The 19,933-nt window shown below is 67.0% G+C and carries 14 protein-coding genes; all 14 read right to left on the bottom strand.

Features of this window, described 5'->3' with window-relative positions; all coding sequences use genetic code 11:
• Positions 1-45 precede the first annotated feature (45 nt).
• The 14 genes from ACIHAX_RS31480 to ACIHAX_RS31415 all read right to left on the bottom strand — a co-directional run bounded on the left by ACIHAX_RS31480 (position 46) and on the right by ACIHAX_RS31415 (position 19,736).
• Positions 46-1,638: a carboxylesterase/lipase family protein gene (locus tag ACIHAX_RS31480; protein ID WP_379252685.1), complete on the bottom strand. Its 1,593-nt coding sequence runs from the start codon at positions 1,636-1,638 to the stop codon at positions 46-48.
• 445 nt (positions 1,639-2,083) lie between these two features.
• The gene (locus tag ACIHAX_RS31475) at positions 2,084-6,370 is read right to left on the bottom strand and encodes an aminotransferase class I/II-fold pyridoxal phosphate-dependent enzyme (protein WP_397281279.1); all 4,287 of its coding nucleotides are present in this window, start codon (positions 6,368-6,370) and stop codon (positions 2,084-2,086) included.
• Entirely contained in the window at positions 6,367-6,633 is a 267-nt protein-coding gene (locus tag ACIHAX_RS31470) for an acyl carrier protein (RefSeq protein WP_356965404.1), read from the bottom strand. Before ACIHAX_RS31470 ends, ACIHAX_RS31475 begins: the two co-directional genes overlap by 4 nt.
• A gap of 30 nt (positions 6,634-6,663) precedes the next feature.
• Positions 6,664-8,307 carry a fatty acyl-AMP ligase gene (locus tag ACIHAX_RS31465; RefSeq protein WP_397281276.1) on the bottom strand — a complete coding sequence of 548 codons (1,644 nt, stop codon included), beginning with the start codon at positions 8,305-8,307 and terminating at the stop codon, positions 6,664-6,666.
• Positions 8,308-8,827: 520 nt separating this feature from the next.
• On the bottom strand, positions 8,828-9,178 hold the full coding sequence (locus ACIHAX_RS31460; RefSeq protein WP_356965407.1) for a hypothetical protein: 351 nt from the start codon (positions 9,176-9,178) through the stop codon (positions 8,828-8,830).
• 89 nt (positions 9,179-9,267) lie between these two features.
• Positions 9,268-9,708, bottom strand: coding sequence for a hypothetical protein (locus tag ACIHAX_RS31455; RefSeq protein ID WP_397281274.1), 441 nt, complete (start codon positions 9,706-9,708; stop codon positions 9,268-9,270).
• On the bottom strand, positions 9,680-11,356 hold the full coding sequence (locus ACIHAX_RS31450) for a S8 family peptidase (protein WP_397281272.1): 1,677 nt from the start codon (positions 11,354-11,356) through the stop codon (positions 9,680-9,682). The genes ACIHAX_RS31455 and ACIHAX_RS31450 overlap by 29 nt, the downstream gene beginning before the upstream one ends.
• Before the next feature lie 220 nt (positions 11,357-11,576).
• Positions 11,577-12,518: a helix-turn-helix domain-containing protein gene (locus tag ACIHAX_RS31445; RefSeq protein ID WP_356965410.1), complete on the bottom strand. Its 942-nt coding sequence runs from the start codon at positions 12,516-12,518 to the stop codon at positions 11,577-11,579.
• Positions 12,519-12,527: 9 nt separating this feature from the next.
• A complete protein-coding gene (locus tag ACIHAX_RS31440) occupies positions 12,528-14,324 on the bottom strand; it encodes an NAD(P)/FAD-dependent oxidoreductase (protein ID WP_397281270.1) in 1,797 nt (598 codons plus the stop codon).
• A gap of 27 nt (positions 14,325-14,351) precedes the next feature.
• The gene (locus tag ACIHAX_RS31435; RefSeq protein ID WP_364435722.1) at positions 14,352-15,155 is read right to left on the bottom strand and encodes a TauD/TfdA family dioxygenase; all 804 of its coding nucleotides are present in this window, start codon (positions 15,153-15,155) and stop codon (positions 14,352-14,354) included.
• Between the two features lie 14 nt (positions 15,156-15,169).
• Positions 15,170-16,198 carry an isocyanide synthase family protein gene (locus ACIHAX_RS31430; protein ID WP_364435725.1) on the bottom strand — a complete coding sequence of 343 codons (1,029 nt, stop codon included), beginning with the start codon at positions 16,196-16,198 and terminating at the stop codon, positions 15,170-15,172.
• Between the two features lie 382 nt (positions 16,199-16,580).
• Positions 16,581-17,726, bottom strand: a complete 1,146-nt coding sequence (locus ACIHAX_RS31425; RefSeq protein ID WP_356965413.1) for an acyltransferase — start codon at positions 17,724-17,726, stop codon at positions 16,581-16,583.
• A 5-nt stretch (positions 17,727-17,731) separates the two neighbouring features.
• On the bottom strand, positions 17,732-18,910 hold the full coding sequence (locus ACIHAX_RS31420) for an acyl-CoA dehydrogenase family protein (RefSeq protein ID WP_397281266.1): 1,179 nt from the start codon (positions 18,908-18,910) through the stop codon (positions 17,732-17,734).
• Between the two features lie 10 nt (positions 18,911-18,920).
• Entirely contained in the window at positions 18,921-19,736 is an 816-nt protein-coding gene (locus tag ACIHAX_RS31415) for an SDR family oxidoreductase (protein WP_364435732.1), read from the bottom strand.
• Positions 19,737-19,933: the final 197 nt, after the last annotated feature.

Here is a 19,933-nt window from a genome sequence, read left to right as displayed (position 1 = left end):
GAGAACAACGAAAAGCACAGTCCATCACGGACTTCGGGCGATGGATCAGCGGTCGATTTCCGCCCAGAACGCGCAGTCGTGCCTGGCGGCGAAATCGTCCGTCATCACGCTGCCGGTCGCCCGCATGAGCAGAGCGGATCCATCGGGGCCGTTTCCCGTCGACGCCGGCCAGGGCTGCCATTCGGGGGAACCCGGCGCGTTCGGGTCACCGGTGTGGGCGAAGGTGGTCCACCATCGCTGCATCTGCGCGGCGAAAGCGGCGGACGCGCCGGTCCAAGGAATCGGCACGCCCATGAATCTGGTCAACAGATAGTAGAGCTCGGCGGAGTGAAAGGCGCCGGGCAGAACCGGATTGGCGGCACCGAGCGGCGCCTGATCGAATTCGTACTGCCACAGTGGATGTCCGGCATCGCGCGCCGTTCGGCTGGTGGACATGGTGGGACAGGCGAGCTCGCTGTCGGTGATCACCGCGACCTGGGCTGCTGCCGGTGACGGGAATCGGTCCAGCGGATATCGGGCCAGGACGCGGTCCGCGTCGGCGCCGAAGGACCGGCGCACGAAACGCTCGTAGCTCGCCGCGTCCGGGATGTGGCCGCGGGCATAGTCGGTTTCGGCGACGATCAACGCACCTTCCGCGGTGGTGGTCCCGATGAGGATCGGCGCTTTCCTCGGATCCCCCACCAGGCCCTCGTCGAGTGTCCGAGTGATGACGACGCCGTCGATGGCGGGAAACCAAATGGGATTCTCCCCCTCGGATCGGGCGATCGGCGAGTCCAGGAGTCTCGATACGGGCAGTGCGCGCAGGCAGGCCAGCCGGGTCGCGGCGTCGCCGCATCCGACACTGTCCGCATAGCGCTGCGAGCGCGCGAAAGCGTCGGCACGATCGCTCGGTGCCAGGGGCGCTTGGGCACAGGGACCGCTCTGGATGATCGCCTTGGCGAATAGGGCGTCGGAGCCGGGTGCGGCGAAGTGGGTGCAGACACTGACGGCGCCGGCCGACTCCCCGAAGATCGTGATGTTGTCCGGATCGCCGCCGAAGACGTGGGCGTTGTCGCGCAACCAGCGCAACGCGGCTTGCTGATCCTGGATGGCGACCGTACCGGTGGCGCCGCCGGATTCGGCCGCGAGCTCGGGCAGTGCCAGGAAGCCGAACGGTCCGAGGCGGTAGTTGGGGATGGCCACGACGACGTCGCCATCCGCGGCCATCCGGGTGGGACCGTCGTATTCGGTGTTGGAGCCGTCGAGATAGCCGCCACCATGGAAGAACACCATGATCGGCCGCGCGCGGTCGCGGTCGCCGTCCGGCGCGTAGACATCGATGGTCAGGCAATCTTCGCCGGTAGGCGCGAGCGACGGTATGCCGGGCAGGTATCCCGTCTGCGGACACTGCGGCCCGTGGTCGCGCGCAGGGCGCACGCCGGGCCACGGCGACACGGGGCGCGGCGGCGCGAACCGCGCTTCGCCCCCGGTGGGCGCGGCGAACGGGATGCCGAAGTATTCGGTGATCCCGTCGACGGCGCGGCCGGAGATCGCGCCGCCGGTCACCACCACATCCAGCGGCGGCGACGCGACCACGGGCGCCGGAGCACCCGCGAACCACGTACCGGCGGCGACCGTCAGAGCGGTCGCGGTTCGCACGATCGAGCGAATCATGGCTGTGCCCTACCTCCGATGCGAGCGCTACGGTCGGCGGCGAGGCAGGCGGCCTCGTCCACCGCGGTAGCCGGCATCGATCGGCTCGGCGTGCACCCTCGGATCAGGAGTCGACCGGACGCACGCGGCGGGAACCGAATCGCCGCTCGAACCCTTCACCTGGCAGTCACACGTGTACGGCGCCCGTGAACCCTCCTGGCCGACTGCGTCGACGGCGTTCGAACAACACCCGACAGCGGACGCCGTGCCCGGCCCTCATCGTCCATCCAACCCGCGGAAAGTCGCCGTTACCGATTGAGCTGCGGCAATGGCACCCGGCTGATGCTACAGCGGTCCGGTGCGCGTCGCGGTACAGACGCAGCCGTTCCGGTCGCCGCGGACCGGTGGCCACCGTCGGTACGCGTCCGACCGGCGACAGCCGAGTCGCGCGTCAGCTGTCGGCGAGCAACGCGAGTTCCTCGGCAAGAATCTCGAGCGTGTCGCGGATCTGGTCTTCGGTATGGCAGGCGGTGACGAAGAACCGCAGGCGCGCCAGATTCTCCGGCACCGCCGGGTACAGGATCGGGTTGACGTTGACGCCGCGGCGCAGCAGCGCGTTCGACAGTTTCAGCGTCTTCAGCGAGTCGCCGACGATGCACGGGACGATCGGTGTGTCATGGCTGTCGCCGGTGTCGATGCCCGCCTGCCGGGCCAGTCCCAGGAACAGCCGGGAATTGTGGCGTAGGCGTTCCAGCGGTTCGCCGTCGGACCGCATCTGCCGGATCGCCGCGGCCGAGGCGGCGGCGTTCATCGGCGTCATGCCGACGCTGTAGACGAACCCCGGAGTCGTGTATTTCAGGAATCGGATCAGCTCCGCGCTGCCCGCGACGTACCCGCCGCATCCGGCGAGCGCCTTCGACATCGTTCCCGACCACAATTCGACATCGTCGCGGGCGACGCCGAAGTGTTCGCCGATGCCCCCACCGCCCGCGCCGAGCACACCGATGCTGTGCGCCTCATCGATCATCAACAGCGCCTTGTGCTTCTTCTTGACCGCGATGATCGCGGGCAGGTCCGGAATGTCGCCGTCCTGGCTGTAGACGCCTTCGATCAGGATCAGCACCCGCCGGTACCGGCCGCGGATCTCGGTCAGCAGTTCGTCGAGGGCGGCGTGGTCGTTGTGCGGGAACGGGCGGCGGGTCGCGCCCGACAGCTTGCAGCCCTGCACGATGCTGTCGTGCGCGAGGCTGTCGTGGATCACCAGGTCCTCCGGGCCGACCAGGTGCCCGATGATCGTGACGTTCGTGGAGTGGCCGCCGACCAACGCGATAGCGTCCTCGGTGCCGAGCAGGCCCGCGATTTCGGCCTCGAGTTCGCGGTGCACCGGTTTCTCGCCGGAGAGGATCCGGCTGGCCGAGCACGAACTGCCGTAGCGCGCCACGGCTTCCTGCACGGCGGCGACGACCGCCGGATGACCGGACAACCCCAGATAGTTGTAGCTGGAGAAGTTGAGCACCGACGTGCCGTCTACGACGGAGGTGTCCCGCGTGATGCCGTCGTTGATCAGGAAGTATGGGTTGGACAGACCGAGTGCTTCGACGCCGGAGAACCGGTCGGCGATCGCCTTGACCTCCCCGAATTCCGAGATCCGGTACTCCGGCTCGATGACCGTGTGCCGGGGTTCGGTCGGCTCGGCGGCCATGGCTTGCGCGCTCTGCGGCGGAATGGTCGCACCCGCCGAGGTCGTGACATGGGTGACGACGTCACCGAGCGTCGTCGTTGGCGTGAACCGAGCGGGGTCGATGGTCGCCGCGGGTAGTTTGCGAACCAGCGCGGCGATCAGGTCGGTCACCATGAGGGAGTCGAATCCCAGGTCGGCGCCGAGGGTTTGGGCATCGCGGAGCCGATCGGCCGGGAATCCGCTGACCCTCGCGCATTCCGCGCGAACGACGGCCGCGACCGCTTCCGGTGCGGGCGGCGGCTTCGCGGTGGTCGTCGGCACCGGGATCTGCTGGCGCACCGTCGGCTCCGTCAGGGACGCGGCGCCCGCCCGCTGCTCTCCGGGCGCGCCGACGAGACTCGCCAGGACGGCGTTCTGTTCCCGGAAGAGTGCGATCAACTGGTCCATGGAGGTTTCCTCGGCTTGCGTGGATCGGGAAGGCGTGGTGGATGGGTCGACCCAGAATCGCTGGTCGGTGGCGAACTCGTAGCCGGGCAGCCTCCGGCGCACGCGCTGCGCGGGTTCGTAGAGCCGGTCCCAGTCGGGGTCGAGTCCGTCGCGGTACAGCGCGGCGACGACGTCTGCGAATTCGCCGCCGGTCGCGCCGGGGCCGGGGCTCGGCGTCAGGCAGCGCGGCGCCGGATCCGGACGGATCCGGCCCACCAGCGCGGCGAGGACGCGGCGCGGCCCGATCTCGATCACATGGCTCGGATCGGTGCCGAGCGCGGCCTCGACCGCCTCGCCGAAGCGCACTGTGGCGCGAACGTGTTCGGTCCAGTAAGTGGCGTCCATCGTCTCGTTCGCGTCGAGCAGGCGACCGCGCACTGTCGAATAGAGCGGCAGAACCGGTGTCCGATAGGCGCATTCGCGGGCGACCGCCTCGAACCGCTCCACCATGGGTTCCATCAGCGGGCTATGGAAGGCGTGCGATACGGTGAGCGGCCTGGTTCCGACCCCACGCGCCGCGAGCGCCTCCCGCATGCGGACGATCGCCGGGGCGGCGCCGGACAACACGATCTCCCCCGGACCGTTGACGGCTGCGATCGCGACGTCCGTTCGGCCGGAGAGCATTCCGGCGACTTCCGCCGGGTCCGCTCGCACGGCGAGCATCGCGCCGCCCTCCGGGAGCTGCCGCATCAGCTCGCCTCGTGCGACGACGAGACGGCAGGCGTCGTCCAGGTCGAACACGCCCGCCACTGCCGCCGCCGCGAACTCGCCGATGCTGTGTCCGATCACCCAGGCCGGACGGACGCCGGTGCGGGCGAGCGACTCGGCCAAGGCGTACTCCATCGCGAAGATCGCCGGTTGCGCCAGTTCGGTGCGGTCGATCTCGGTGTGCTCGTCGAGCATCAGCTCGCGCACCGACCGGCCGAGATGGGCCGCCATGACCTGGTCGACCTGCTCCAGCGCGTGCCGGAACAGCGGGACGGCCGCGTCCAACACGCGTGCCATGCCCGCGAATTGCGAACCTTGGCCGGTGCACATCCAGCCGACGCCGACCGGCCGCACCACCCCGGTCTCCGCACCGTCGCGCAGCCGGGCGATCGCGGCGTCGCGATCGCCCGCGGCGACAGCGAGCCTGGCGCGACCGGAGGACTTGATTCGGTTGCTGGTCCAGCAGACTTGCGCGAACTGATCCTGTGGCATGGCCGCCAAGGCATCGGCAAGGCGATAGGCATTGCGCCGCAAGCCTTCCGCGTCGGTCGCCGACAGGGTGAGCACTCCGCCACCGGGCGTCCCTGACGTTCCGGTGAGGGGCGGGCTGCCCAGCACGACATGGGCGTTCGTGCCGCCGAGGCCGAAACTGCTGACTCCGCCGTAGCCGGGACCGTCCAGCGGCATCGCGTCGGTGAGCAGACGCAGACCCTGCTGACTCATCCGCAGCCGCGGATTCTCCTGATCTGCGAACCGCGACGGCGGAACGACACCGTGCCGCAGGCTGAGGGCCACCTTGATCAGGCCCGCGACGCCCGCCGCGCCCTCGGTGTGACCGAGATTGCCCTTGATCGAACCGATTCCGCACGGCCGCGACCGGTTGCGCCCGTGCAGTTGCCCCAGCGCCTTGACCTCGATCATGTCGCCGAGCACCGTTCCGGTGCCGTGCGCCTCGAGGAAATCCACCTGCTCGGGCCGTACCCCGGCACGCTCGCACGCCTCCCCGATCACCTGCTGCTGCGCCCACCGGTTCGGCGCCGTGATGCCGTTGCTCCGCCCGTCGGAATTGACCGCGCTGCCCTTGATCACCGCGTAGATCGGCAGGCCGGCCGCCTGCGCGTCGGCGAGCCGCCGGAGCACGAGCACCGCGACGCCCTCGCCGCGCACGATCCCGTCGGCGCTGCCGCTGAAGGGCTTGCACCGAGCATCAGGAGCGGAGAGACCGGCCTGGGTGTAGAAGACGCCGACGGCGGGGGTGAGCACGAGGTTGACGCCACCGGCGACGGCCTGGTCGCACTCGCCGGAAGCCAGCGCGCCGCAGGCGAGGTGGATCGCGACCAGCGACGACGAGCAGGCCGTGTCGACCGCGACACTCGGTCCTCTCAGGTCGAACTGGTAGGACAGCCGGTTGGCGGTCATGAAGTAGCCGTTGCCGGAGCCGTGCTGCGGCGTGATCGCGGCGTAGTCGCTCATCTGCAGGTTGGCCCATTCGTTGGCCATCACGCCGACGAACACCCCGGTCCGCGAACCGGCCTCGCCGCGCGGGTCGAGTGTGGCGTCTTCGAAGGCCCGCCACGTGGCTTGCAGCAGCAATCGCTGTTGCGGGTCCATCGCCTCGGCTTCGCGCGGGGGGATGCCGAAGAACTCGGCGTCGAACGCGTCCGCGTCGTCGAGGAAGCCGCCGCCGCGAGTGTTGATGGTGCCGGGCGCACCGGCCGGGTCGTGGAAGTCGGCGGCGGTCCAGCGGCTCGCCGGGACCTCGGAGATCGCGTCACGTCCGTCGATCAGCAGCCGCCACAGCGCGGCCGGATCGGGTGCTTGGGGGAATCGGCAGTCGATGCCGACGATGGCGATGTCGGTCATGCGGCGAGGGTGAATTCGGCGGCGAGGTAGGCGGCGATATCGGCGATGGTCGGGTACTCGAAGACCAGGATCGGGTCGACCTCGCGCGACCATCGGTCCTCGATCTCACCGCACAGGTTCACCGCCGAGACGGAGTCCAGGCCGAGCTCGGCGAGCGGGACGGACGGATCCACCTCGTGCGGTGCGCGCTCGGTGTAATCCGCGACGCGCTCCACGAGCCAATCCTCGATCGTCTTCGGGCGAACAGTGATGGCGCTGAACATGTTTCAGGCTCCTCGGCGGGTTTCGATCGATCAGACGGTCATGGATCGGCTCAGCGCCGGTTCGAGATCCTCGTGCAGCACATTCGCGACGCGGCCCTGGAGAAACGCCTTCCGCATCGAGCTGCGCCGGACCTTCCCACTGGTAGTGCGGTGCACCGACCTGGGCGCGACGAGAACGACATTCGGCGCGGGCACGTCGAACCTGCGAGCGATCGCCGACTTGATCGTCGAGGTGAGTTGGGCGAGGGTGGTGTCGCCTTGCAGCGCCGTCTTGACACCCTGGAGCACGACAAGCCTCTCCCGGCCGCTCGCATCGACGGATATGGCGACGCCTGCACTGCCCGCGAACGCCGGATGCAACTCGCCGATCATCCCCTCGATGTCCTGGGGATAGACGTTGCGTCCGTTGACGATCAACAGATCCTTCAGACGGCCCGCGACGAACAACTCGTTGTCACTCAGCAGACCGAGATCACCGGTGCGCAGAAACGGTCCCTCGGTGCCGAGGTAAGCCTCGAAGGTTTCGCGGGTCTCCTCTGGGCGGTTCCAGTAACCGACGGCGACACTGCCGCCGCGAATCCAGATTTCGCCGACGGTGTTCTCCGGCAGCTGTTGCCGCCGGTGCGGGTCGACGATCCGGATATCGAGACCACGGGCCGCGTGTCCGCAGCCGACGAGCCGAGTTTCGTGGCCGATGTCGAGGAAGACCGGCGCCGAAGGGGCGGTTCGGCCGCTGGCGAGCAGCGTCACCTCGGCCAGGCCGTAGGCCGGCCGGAATGTCGTCGGCCGCCAACCCACGGGCGCGAACCGTTCGAGCACCGCCGCCATGGTCCGCTCACGGATCGGTTCGGCGCCGCTGAGCGCGATCTCGAGCGTGCTGAGATCGAGATCGGCCAACTGCTCGTCGGTCACCCGGCGCGCGATCAGGTCGTAGGCGAAATCGGGTGCGGCGGTGAAGGTCCCGCGATACTTGTCGATGGCGCGCAGCCAGCGCACCGGGCGCTTGAGGAACGTCGTCGGCGCCATGAACACCAGGTTCGCGCCGGCGTATACCGCCCCCAGCAGCAGCCCGATCAGACCCATGTCGTGAAAGTGCGGAAGCCAACCGACGCCGGTGCCGGCATCGTTCATCCCGCCCGCGGCGATGGCGGCCTCGTTGTGCATGAGATTGCCGTGGGTCACGACAACGCCTTTGGGTGTGCCGGTTGAGCCGGACGTATATTGCAGGAAGGCGATCGTGGCGGCGTCGATGGCGGGCATCCGCCACGCGTCGGGCTCACCGAGCGGACCGTCGGCCGCGACTACGGTCACGGGCGCAGCCGCTTCGACCAGCGGCTGGAAGTGCGCGGTCGTGAGTACCAATCGGGCGCCGGAATCCGCGATCACACTTGCCAGTCGTCGCGTGCTGTTCGCATCGTGCGGCACGGGCGCGGGAACTGCCACGACCCCGGCGTACAGGCACCCGAGAAACGCCCGCAAGAAGGCCATACCGTCGAGATAGAGCAGCACGACCGGCTCGACCGACTCCGGACGGCCCGCGAGCCAAGCCGCGAACGCTCTGGCGTCACGGTCGAGTTCACGGTAGGTGCGGATCTCCTCGCTGAGCTCGAGCCCGGCCTCACGAAGATAGGTGTATGACCTGGCATCCCCATATTCGGCAACCTGTTGCCTCATGTGGTGAACGAAAGTCGGCTGCATCTCGTGGTTCCTTCGTAGCGATCGGCATCGGGAGTTCGGCTACTACTGTGCGCTGGCCATAACCGCAGAACCAGGGACCGCAGGGAGCGCCCGGCAAACCCACAGGGTGGCATCGTGACACCCCTGGGGTGGTGGTATTCCCGCGCCGCCGTGTAGATAGCTGCCGATCTGCTGACCGCACATATCCGTGACCGGCCGAGGACCGTCGCAACACTAGTTGCTTAGCGCAAGCAATCACTTTATAGTTGCATCGCGCAAGCAACTTATCTCGTCTGGAGCGGCCATGGCAGTCTCGTCCGATACGGCTCATGGGCGGGCCCGCCTGATCCGGGCGACGGATGATGGCCGCGATCTGCTGCGCCGAGGCTCGCACGGAGGCGGGACACGCGAGTGCCGCACAGCAGGACGCCAAACAACCGCTCTGCTGGACTGAGTCGCGGATACGGGTAGAGCCCCGAAGCCTTCGGGGCTCTACGCGTCTGTCAACAGTGCCAACTCAGCGGGGCGGACGCTCGGCGGAGCGCAAATCGACGGTCGTCGCAGAGGTCAGGGCGACGGCCAGGCAGCGCAACTCCCCTGGTATCAGTATCGATCGGATCGCGCCCTGGAAACACTCGAGCATCGCGCCGTCGGACCACCGCACGTCGTAGCGGTACCAGCACCGACCCGCGCCGCCGGCGCGCTGGACGTCCCGCTCGACCCGCACGGCCAGTTCGGCGAGCGCCGCGCGAACCTGACCGGGCGCGCCGGTGCTGGCGATCTTCCACCACGGCCGATTGAAGTAACCTGGCTCGGAGATCTCGACCAGGTAGAGCAACGGCATCCCCACGACGTCGGAGGCGGTCATACCGCTCAGACTGCCGCAAAACGGACTGGACAGATGGGTGAAACGCCGGGCGTCATCAATGCGAGACCTACCGCCCGGCGCTGACCGCGTCAGGAGCCGACGCGGTCGAGCAACCAGCGTGGACCGACCGCATCCGCGCCCTGAACCGCCACGCGGTCACGCAGTCCCCGGTCCGCCGTCACCACGGTGATCGGACGGCGGTCGTCCTGCGCACGAGCCGCGGCCACCACACCGACGATCGCGTCGTCGCCCGAACCGTCCGCCCGCACCACCCGCACGCCGCCGACCTCCGGGTCCGCCGCATCGACCGCGGTCTTCGCCGCTCCCTCGAGCACCACGATCACCTCGGTGCGTTCCGCCAGACGTTCCGGCAGTCCGGCAATCCGCTCGAGCAGTCGCCGAGCGGCACCCGGGCGGTCGCGCCACCATCCGTCGGGTCGTGAACCGATGACATTCGCGGCGTCCACCACGATCAACCGAACGCCCTCCGCCGTCACCCCCTCAGTCTCCTCCCACGGTGAGCACCGCATCGGCGGCGGATTCGGCTCCCTCCGGCCGCGCCGCTCGCACCGCGGCGAGGGCGTTGATCCTGCCGTACCCGTACTTGTCGCTGTGGCCGTCGGACCCGTAGCCGCCACCCTGCGGATCGATCTTGTCGCAGGCGCCTTTCAGCAGGTTCTTCACCTCGACCCAGGACAGCCCGGGATTCACCGACAGCATCAGGGCGACTGTCCCGGCTGCTCCCGGGCAAGCGCTGGACGTACCACCGAAGTCGTTGGTGTAGTCGCCCGCCGCGTCGCCCGACGCCGTCGTGCCGGGGTTGTAGCCGTCGGCACCGTGCCGGTCCACCGTCCAGATTCCGGGCGTGAGCGGGGCGGGATGCCCGAACGGGCGGTGCCCGATGTCGCTGCTGGGGAACGCACACCACACCGCTTTGCCGAAATCGCTGTACACGCTGCGCTTACCGGTGTCGTTGCAGGCCGCGACGGCGATGACCTTCGCGAAACCGGCATAGCCGTCGTTGTCGACGGACTCGTTGCCGTTGCCCGCCGCGAACAGCACCACACAGCCCTTGCCGCCGCGTCCGCTGGTGACGGCGTGCTCGATTGCCAGCCTGGTGCTCGCGGGCAGCGCCACGACCCGGTTGTGCGCCGGATCGCCGGGCTGGAACCATGCGCCGTCGGCCGGGCCCCAGCTGCACGAGATGACGTCCGCGCCGTGGTCGGCGGCCCACTGAAAGGCGTCCGCCTCGGCTTGCGAACCGAGCCCGGAGGCGAGCCGGATCGGCATCAGCCGGGCTTCCGGCGCTACTCCGGATGCTCCGGCCGTGCCGTTGGCGCAGGCCACGCCCGCGCACGCGGTGCCGTGATTGTCACCGTTGTCGGGGCCGGTTCCGAAACTGTCCTTCGGGCGCGGATCGCCGGTCTTCGCCGTGACGTCCCGTGGCGCGATGATCTTGGCGGCACCGGCGAATTCGGGATGGTCGATGTCGATGCCGTCATCGACGATCGCGATCGTCACCCCGGCCCCTCGGGTGATCGCGTGGGCGGCTTCCACTCCGGCATGCGCGTCGATCGTGACACCGCCGATGGCGGTCTTCTTCAGATGCCACTGCTGGGGAAAGATGGTCTTCTTGGCGCGGCTGCGGATCAGCTCGGGATGGCAGTACTCGACGTCGTCGCGATTCAGCAGCGCGGCGGCGATGTCGAACACCTGTTGGCCGGTGCCCTCCGTTGCCGCCGTGAAGTACGCATTGTTCGCGTACGAAACCTCTTGCTTCACAGTAAGATTCGCAGCTTCGAGCACAGCGAGACAATGCTCCCGATCGACGCGGTCGACGAACTTCACGAAGATGTTCTCCGTATAGAGCACCGGTTCCCCGGTGCCAGGATCCACCAGGACGTGCCCGGCGAACCGCACCTCCGGCGCGGCGTCGAGCACCGGCTTGCGCTGCTCCACCGATCTCGATCCCGCGGGCAGCCGGTAGACCTCCACCCCCGCCTCCGGGTAGGCCTGCACCAGTGTCGCGTCGTCGAGTTCGGCGCCGAGCGGGGTCCGCACCGACCCTGATTGCCGCCGGATCCCGCGACCGCTGTGCGTGCGCACCACGATCAGATCGGGACTCTGCGCCAGCTCGAAACCAGGATCGTCCTTCGTACCGAAATTCGCCGTGGGCACCATGATCTCCTTCGCCGTGGGGACCGAAGCACCAACTATGAACCAAAACTGCGGCCACCGCGGAAACACGGAGTAGAGCGACACTCTCGTGTCGGCGGCTCCCGCCTCGGCAGACCCATGGAACCCGCAGGCCTCGCGCCCGGGACTTCTCGCCGTGGATCCGGACCGGTACGCGAATCCACGGCGAGACGACGGGTCACGCGGACAGCCGCGCGACGGGTCAGCGGAAGGCCCGCCGGTACTCCTGCGGCGTCACCCCCACGGTCTTGCGAAAGACCTTCCGGAATGCGGCCACCGAAGGAAATCCCGTTCGAACGGTGATGCACTCCATCGTCAGAATGGTCGTCTCGAGCAACACCTGCGCCCTGCGCACCCGGGCGGTCTGGAGCCACTCGTTCGGCGTCATCCGGACCTGCTCGTGGAAGCGCCGGATCAGCGTGCGCTTGCTGACTCCGGCTCGTTCCGCGAGATCCAGCACGGTGATCTGCTCACTGAGCATCATCTCCGCCCACTCCAGTGTGGGATTGATGGACTTGCTGTCCGCCTCCGAGCGCGGACGTTCCACGATGAATTGCGCTTGTCCCCCGTCGCGGGTCAGCGGCATCACCGACAACCTGGCGGTATCCGCCGCCACCGCGGTCCCGTAATCCGTGCGCACCATATGGAGGCACAGATCCAACCCGGCCGCGGCGCCGGCCGAAGTCAGGATGCTCCCGTTGTCCACGTAGAGCACCGTAGGATCCACTCGAACGCGCGGATAGCTCCTCGACAGTTCGGTAGCGGCCATCCAATGCGTCGTCGCACGCTTTCCGTCGAGCAACCCCACCGAGGCGAGGGTGAACGCGCCCAAGCAGATCGATGCCACCCTCGCACCGCGCTCATGGGCGCGCACCAACGCCTTTCGCAACCGATCCGGTATCTGCGACCGATAACTCATCGCTCCCGGCACGACGATGGTTTCGGCCTCGTCCTCGAGATAGTCGATTCCCCCGGGACATGAGATGTCGAAGAACTTCGACGGAACGTCCGACTGCACCCCGCAGACCTGAACCTCGTACGCCGCGGTGCCGTCTTCCTGCATGGCCCGCCCGAAGATTTCGAGCGGAACCGAGAGATCGAACGGAATCACGTCGTCGACGGCCAGAACAGCCAATGACCTCATGTCCTCGACCTAGTCGACCCGCTGCTGCGAGTCCGGTCCCGTCACCACCAACCCGGCGCGGATCAAGCGCTTCAGGGCTCGCCCTTGCAGCACCGTCAACTGTGGCGCCAGCTCCGACCACCGGGCGGGACCACGGTTCAGCGTCTCCCACAGTTGCTCGCCACCGTCGCGCTCCAGGCACCGCACCTCGATGTCCGGGTCGGCCGCGGAGTAGATCCGATGGCACGCAACGGCGTCGGCGAGCGGCGACGGCGCCGCGTCGCTGTTGGCGATGGGGTCCCGCCAGTAGGCGGCCAGTCCGTCGCGAACCACCTGCGGAATCTCGAACGGCGGCGACATCCCCTTGAAGCCGGGGATGTCCGCCGCCACGCCGGTGCGAATGCGTGCGTCCGGAGACAGCGCCACGATGTCGTCCTGCGCCAGTTCGACCGCGTCGGCCGCGGTGAAGGCCCGCAGGTACGGTCCTTCGTTGGCGAGATCGCGCGGATCTCGGGTGCCCTTGGTCATGATGTTCAGCAGGTCGGGCACCAGCGCGGTGTTCAGCAACGCCTGGAAGGTTCCCTCCGTCGCGTTGTCGGCTTCGACTCGCCTGCCTTCCGCGCTCCAGTAGGGGCTGTCCGGATGCGAGCGAGAGATCTCGTGGTACCACTGATCGATACTCAGCGCCCAGGTCTCCGCCATCCCGCGCCACTCGACGTCGTAGTCCCGCCACAGATCTCGCTTGGATCGCTCGTCCAACTCCTGGTCGAACGTCTTGCGCAGCACCAAGGCGGCCGCCCACGCTTGCGTGACGGCGAAGGACATGCCGGAGGAGAAGAGCGGATCGACGAAGTACGACGCGTCCCCGACCGCCATCCAGCGATCCTCGTACGAGCCGAAGCATTCGCTGACCCTGGAATAGTTGGTGGCCGTCAGCATCTCGTCACGGATCGGCTCCGCGTTCGCCACCAGATCCTGGAGCACCGGAATCGACTTGATCGTCTTCAGGAAAATGTCCGGATCACGCAGATCCACCCGCGCGATCGACTCCGGATTGGTCACGACGCCGATCGACCACACCGTCTCCCGCACGCCGTCGACCAGCCGGGGCGTCGGGATGTACCACACCCATCCGTGCTCGAACGCCACCGCGTAGATCGGGGACAGATCGTCCGCGCGGAACACGTTCCAGTCCCCCGCCGCCCGCTGGGCGGGCACGCAATTGCGGTAGTGCGACCACACGGCTACGTTGCGGTAGTCCGAGAGCCACTGCTTGTCGCGCTGCGACCCGCGGGCGGCCACTTGATTCGCCCGGCCGGAAGCGTCGACGAAATAGCGTGCCGTGACCTCGGTTCCGTCCTCCAGCACGACCGTGGCCCGGTCCGCGTCGGCGAGGAACCGCACCACCCGCACGCCCTGGAAGACGTGCGCGCCGCAGGACTCGGCGTGCTCGAGCAGCACGGTGTCGAATTCGGCGCGGTTGATGTGCACCGACCAGCGGTACACACCGTCGACCAGATAGTCCGAGTGCTCGAAGAAGCCGACGAACGGCCGCTCGGTGTCCCACTGGTAGATTCCGCCGAACTTCTGGATCCAGCACTCGCTCGCCAGCACCTTCTCGAGCGCGCCGCTGGCTTGCAGAACGGGGACCAGCGGGTGCGCACCCGATTCGCCGATGTGCTCGCGCGGGAACACCTCGCGGTCGAACACCGCCACACGCAGATCGGTGTCGCGGCAGAGCATCGCGGCGAGCGTGGACCCGGCGGGCCCACCACCCATGATGACGACGTCGTAGTCGTCCGCTGGTCCGGAGATTGAATTAGCCATTGATATTCCTCCCTGATGGCCGATTTCTCAGATGATCTGGATGCGCTGGAGGTGCCGCGAGACCGACCCGGTGAACGAGTTCCGGCCGTGCAGCAGAGCGTGGTTCTCGGCCACGACGATGTCGCCGGTCCGCCACTCGTGGGCGTAGCAGTAGCGGGCGTCGTGCAGCCGCTCGCGCAGGTCCTCCATGACGCGCACGCCGTCCTCGGCCGAGATGCCGTCGACGGTCAAGAACAGCGGATTGGCGTAGCGCGCGGGATCCAGGGGCTCGGCGTATCTGATCGTCGTCTCGCCGGTGGCCGGATGGGTGCCGAGCAAGGGCCATTCGGCCAGGCCGCCGTAGTGCGCGAGTTTGTCGGTGCGGTACGTGATCGAGGTACGGGCCCACAGTTCTTTCAGGTCTTCCGGGGCGTCCCGATAGGTTTGGACGCTGTCGCAGAACACGGTCTCGCCGCCCGCGCCCTCGCCGCGCAGACATTGGAAGAGGAAGAATCGAGGCACCTGCTCGGCGAACGCGCCGTCCCAGTGGAACGGGACATCGCCTTTGTCGAACAGATAGTTGTCGGGAGTGTCCCGGACCACCAGATCCAGGATCGACCCGAAGTTCCATTGCAGGATCTCTCCCGCTGTCCGGCAATAGTTTTCGAGTTCCTGCTTGCCGAGCAGGCCGAATCCGCGGAGTACGACCACTTTCGCATCCAGCGCCAGCGCGAGCAGTTCCTCGACCGGCACATCGGCGAGGGTTCGTCCTTCCGAACCGGACTCCACCAGGCGGCCGAACGGCCGCAGCGGCTCCCCCTCGAGCAGTACCTCGTTCAAGCTTTTCGTCATGTGTCTCCTCAGGTTCACTGTGTTTCGATCTCTGGTGTCCGTCCGAGGACGAAATGACTGGGGCGACTGTTGCGCCACACCAGACGAGCACCAAGCTCCTCGGCGTGCATCCGCTTGACCAGCGAGTAGTTCGTTCCGTCGTCGAGCACCACGCCGTGCCACGGAGTCAGCCAGCTGTCCTGGGTCCGCAGCAGATGGAAGCCGATCTTCTCGGAGTGATTCGTCTGCGGATGGATCGACAGCCGCACCGCGTCGGGGAAGATCTCTCCCATCAGACGGCTCCACGCCTGACTGCGCTGCACCACCGCGTAAGCGGTCTCCTTCGATCGGTTGCGCCGCTTCGTGGCCGACAGGTCGGGCAACAGCACGGCGTTGTCCTCGACCATGAACCGGTGTATTCCGTTGAACATGCGCCGGGCCGCGGGTTCCGTCCGGATCGCCTCGCGCAGCGCGTCGATGCCGTCGGAGTACTCGGCGAGCAGGCGGCGCCTGCGTTCGTCCCAGGACATCTCCGGCATGGCGTCGCGCAGGCCGTACAGGCCGACGGAGCCGCCGCCGGTCGAGCGGATGACGCGGCGGAGTTCGTCACCGTAGTCGTCCACGTGAACGTCCGGGATGCCAAGCGTGTCACTGAACACGTGGCCGTCGGAGCAGATGGTGACGATGGCGCCCGGCCGGTAGACGGCCGAGATCTGGTCACAGAATCCCTGCAGGGACTCGATCGCCAGAGTTTCCGCCATGTCGGGCAGCCGCCCCAGCGTCTTGCGGCGGTTGCGCGACTTCGCCGGGAACGCGGGGATGATGAAATGGACCGGCACGCCGGCCTCGATGTATCGGATCACTTTGCTCAGGTGCGGCGCGAAGCAGTCCGCACAGGGAGCCACATCGCACAGCGACTTCTCCTCGGCACTGCGCCGACGGGCGAAGACCATGCGAAGGATCCGGGTGGCAACCGACTCGACGTCGTCGTCGGGTCTCGGGTGGGCTTGTGGTCGCTCGAGCTCCTGGAGTCGCTCGGAGCCGTTGTCGACAGTCGTACTCATCACTACCTTCCGGACACACAAAAAGAGCGCACGCAACCGGACGGCACAGAAAAATTCCCGCGATCAGCGCGGAGCGAGCCGTCGGCATCTGCTTGCGATCAGAACGTCGTGCTGGGATACGGATTCAGTGCCGAAATTCATTCGATACCCGAGAACCGCGAGCCCCGATGCTCACAGCCGGATCCGAATCACCTACCCCAATTGATCCAGCACCCCCCATGTTTTAAACGGTTCTGTGGTTTATAACACCAGGATAGCGCCGCCCGGACAGGGCGGCAACCATATTGTTTTCCACCGCAGGGAAGGCAATTCGGCGGTGCATGGCATCGCCACGCACCGCCGAACAGGTAATTCGATTGTTGCCGACAGTAAACCGAAGCGCCTAACTCGCCACCTTTTCCGCGACAACCGCGACGCGTTTCGGCCGGGCGAAGCGGCGCATCGCGGGAGATTCCACAAAGGTGAACAAAGACCATGCGGCGAGAATATTCAGGAAGAACAACGCGACGATCAGCGATACCGCGACCGGCGCGCTGAAGGTGGCGGCGTCCATCGTGCGGCGGACGTAGAACAGCGTCACGCCTTGACAGATGTAGAAGGCGAAGGAGATCTCACCGAGCCGCACCATGAGCCTGCTGGACAGGAACCGCGAGGCGCCGTCGAGGTCGGACTGGGCGGCGGACCCGATCAACAGCGCGAGGGGCACCGCGGTCGCCAGGACGAAGCCGACGTAGAACGGCGTGTACATCGCCACCACGTATCCCGCGACCACCGCTGCGAGAGACGCCCAGAGCGGCACCCGTATCCAGCGCCCCTCTTGCACTATCCGTGCCACGAACACGCCGAGGAAGAATTCGAACAGCCGCGACGGCGGAAAGAGATAGCCGAACCAGAGCTGCAATACGGGTATGGGTGTGAGCTCCGACTTCTCGGAACTCGGTATGACGAATGCGGTCAGCAGCACGATCACACAGATGCCGGCCACCATGGCGGCGGCGCAGTACCACAGGTATTTCGACTCGATGCGCAGTACGACCGGTATCAAGAACGGGAACAGAACATAGAAAAGGAGCTCACAGGACAATGTCCAGGACGGCGTGTTGACCCCCGCGTTGATGTAATTCTGCGGGAACCAGGCATGGATCAGGAATAAATTCGGCAGCCATGCCTTCCACGGCGTGATAGCCGCCGCGAACAACACCATCGAGGCCACCCACAGCGTCAAGTGATTGGGAAATATCTTGACCACTCGCCGCCGAATGAACTGCAATTTGCTCGATCCCGGTTTCCACGACCAGGTCAGCACGAAGCCGCTCAAGACGAAGAAGAACGACACCCCGAGAAAACCCGCCTTGCCGACCACCCATGCCGCGTCGTAGGCGATATCCGGGTCGGCGAACAGATTGACCGGTTTGTAAGGCGGTATCGGCGAGGCGGGCAGCATCACATGGAAGACGAACACCGAGAACGCCGCGAAGAACCGCAGTCCGGTCAGGGACGGCAGCCGCTTGCGATTATCGACTTCCATCGCGATCAGCCCAGACCCACGACGAAGGGGAATTCCGGCCTGCCGCCCAGCACGAAGGCGCCGGTGGACTGGATCACCTGGTCGTGCGCGATGATGTGCCGCGCCATCGTGTTCGTGTCACGCAGCCAGATGTCCAGCGGATTCGGCCGGTAGATCGAATCGGTGCCGACGAGTTCGCACAGCCGGGTGAGGATGCGCTGCGCGGCGCGGAACGCGTTGGTCCTCGCCAAGGCGGTCGCGATCCGGAGATCGGTCGGCAAGTCCGCGAAACGCCTGTGGTCCAACGCGTTCCACAGCTCCTCCACCGTGTTGACGACAGCGCCGCGCGCGACGATGTACTCCATCTCGCACTCACCGAGCAGGTACTGGGCGCGGTAGTTGTCCGCCCACTTCTGACCGGTCGCGTTCACCGTCTTCCCCTCCGCCAGGCCGCGGACGTAGTCGAGGGCCGCACGGGCCGTGCCGAGCGGGACACCCGGCATGATGCGGGCCAGCGCCTCCGGTTCGGACAGCTTCCCGCGACAGCTCTTCCGTTCACTGAACGCGAAGGAATGGTGCTCCGGGACGAAGAGACCCTCGACCGCGTAATCGTTGCTGCCGCTGCCGCGCAAGCCCGTGGTGTCCCAGGTGTCGAACACGGCGACCTGATCGCGGGGCATGAAGAAGAGCCGGACGACCGGCGCGCCCTCCGCGGTCTCTTCCATGCGACCGCCCGATGTCACGAAAGCGCCGCCGATGACCAGGTCCGCGTGCGTGATGGCGCTGCCGAACTTCCAACGCCCCGTCAAGCGATAACCGTTCGCCACCCGCTCGGCGCGGCCGGCCGGGAAGATCAGTCCCGCGGTGATCAGATCCTGGGTCGGCATCAGCTCCGCGACGGCCCGCTCGTCGAGATAGCCGGCGTAGATGCCGGTCGCGGCGCCGATCATGGCGCACCAGCCGGTGGCGGTGTCGCCGTAGGACAGCGCCTCGACGACCTCGAATTGCTCCAGCGACGTCAGGCCGGGGCCACCGATCTCCGCACTGAAACACATGCGGTACACACCGATCTCACGCAGCCGCTCGACGATGTCGGAGGGAAGCCTGCGCTCCGCATCGATCTCACTGCGACGTGCCGCCAGATCGGGAACCAGCGAACGCACCGCGGTCAGCAGGGATGTCGCCGAAATTGTTGCTGCAGTCATTGCGGAACTCCTAAGCCAGAGAAGTTGCGTGCGGTCCCGGCCGCTCACGCTGGAGCAGTTCGATCGCCGAAGTGGTCTGCTCGGGACCGAGGGCCGAGTAACCGCCGTCCACGGTCCATTCGGCTCCGGTGACGAAGCTCGCCTTGGACGAGGCGAGAAACGCCGCGACTTCGCCGATCTCGCGTGCGTCTCCCGCCCTGCCCAGCATGTGGAACCGGGAGGCCACCGCATCGGTGCGGGCTCGGTCCCCTTCGGTGATCTCGTTCATCACGCGAGACCAGGTCCAGCCCGGCGAGACACTGTTCACCCGGATCCCGTCGCCCGCGTATTCCAATGCGAGACTGCGGGTCAGCTGCAACAACCCCGCCTTGCTGACCGGGTATCGAACGCGCCCGGCCTGAGCTACTCGCCCGCTGGGCGAGGTGAAGTTGACGATGGACCCCGCCGTGTCCCGCAGTCGGTTTCGGGCCTCTTCGCACAACATCGCCGTACCGACGACATTGGTGTTCAGCACCTCGAGCCACTCGGCCCGCGCATCCGCGCCAGGCCCGTCGTCACCGTAGACGCAGGCGATGTTGACCAGCGCGTCGATGCGTCCGTGCGCGTCGGCCGCGTCCGCGACGAACGACCTGACCGACGAATCGCTGCGCAGGTCGACGGGTACGAAGAGAGCGCGCTCGCCGATCTCGGCGGCCGCCTTCTCTCCCCCGTCCGTATCCAGGTCACCCAGTACGACATTCGCCGAATAGTCGGCGAAGACGCGAGCGACTTCGGTGCCGATGATGGTTGCCGCACCGGTTACGAGTACTGTCTTACCTTCGAACAACGTCGACTCCCCTCGGCTGCGCCCTCCGACCGGCGCACGCCATGGATCGAAGTATTCCGAACGGAAAGAGCGACCAGCCAGTACCTTTCGCGACAGACATGCACACCTTTGCGCCAGCCCGCGCCGACACCCTCGCGAATGTGTCGTAGATCACTCTCGACTCTCGCTCGTCGGGCCGGTGCGATATCGTCTGAGCG

Origin of the sequence: Nocardia sp. NPDC051929, from assembly GCF_044548645.1 — a bacterium.
Taxonomy (GTDB): Bacteria; Actinomycetota; Actinomycetes; order Mycobacteriales; family Mycobacteriaceae; genus Nocardia; species Nocardia sichangensis.
This window is presented reverse-complemented; position numbering and strand designations above follow the sequence as displayed.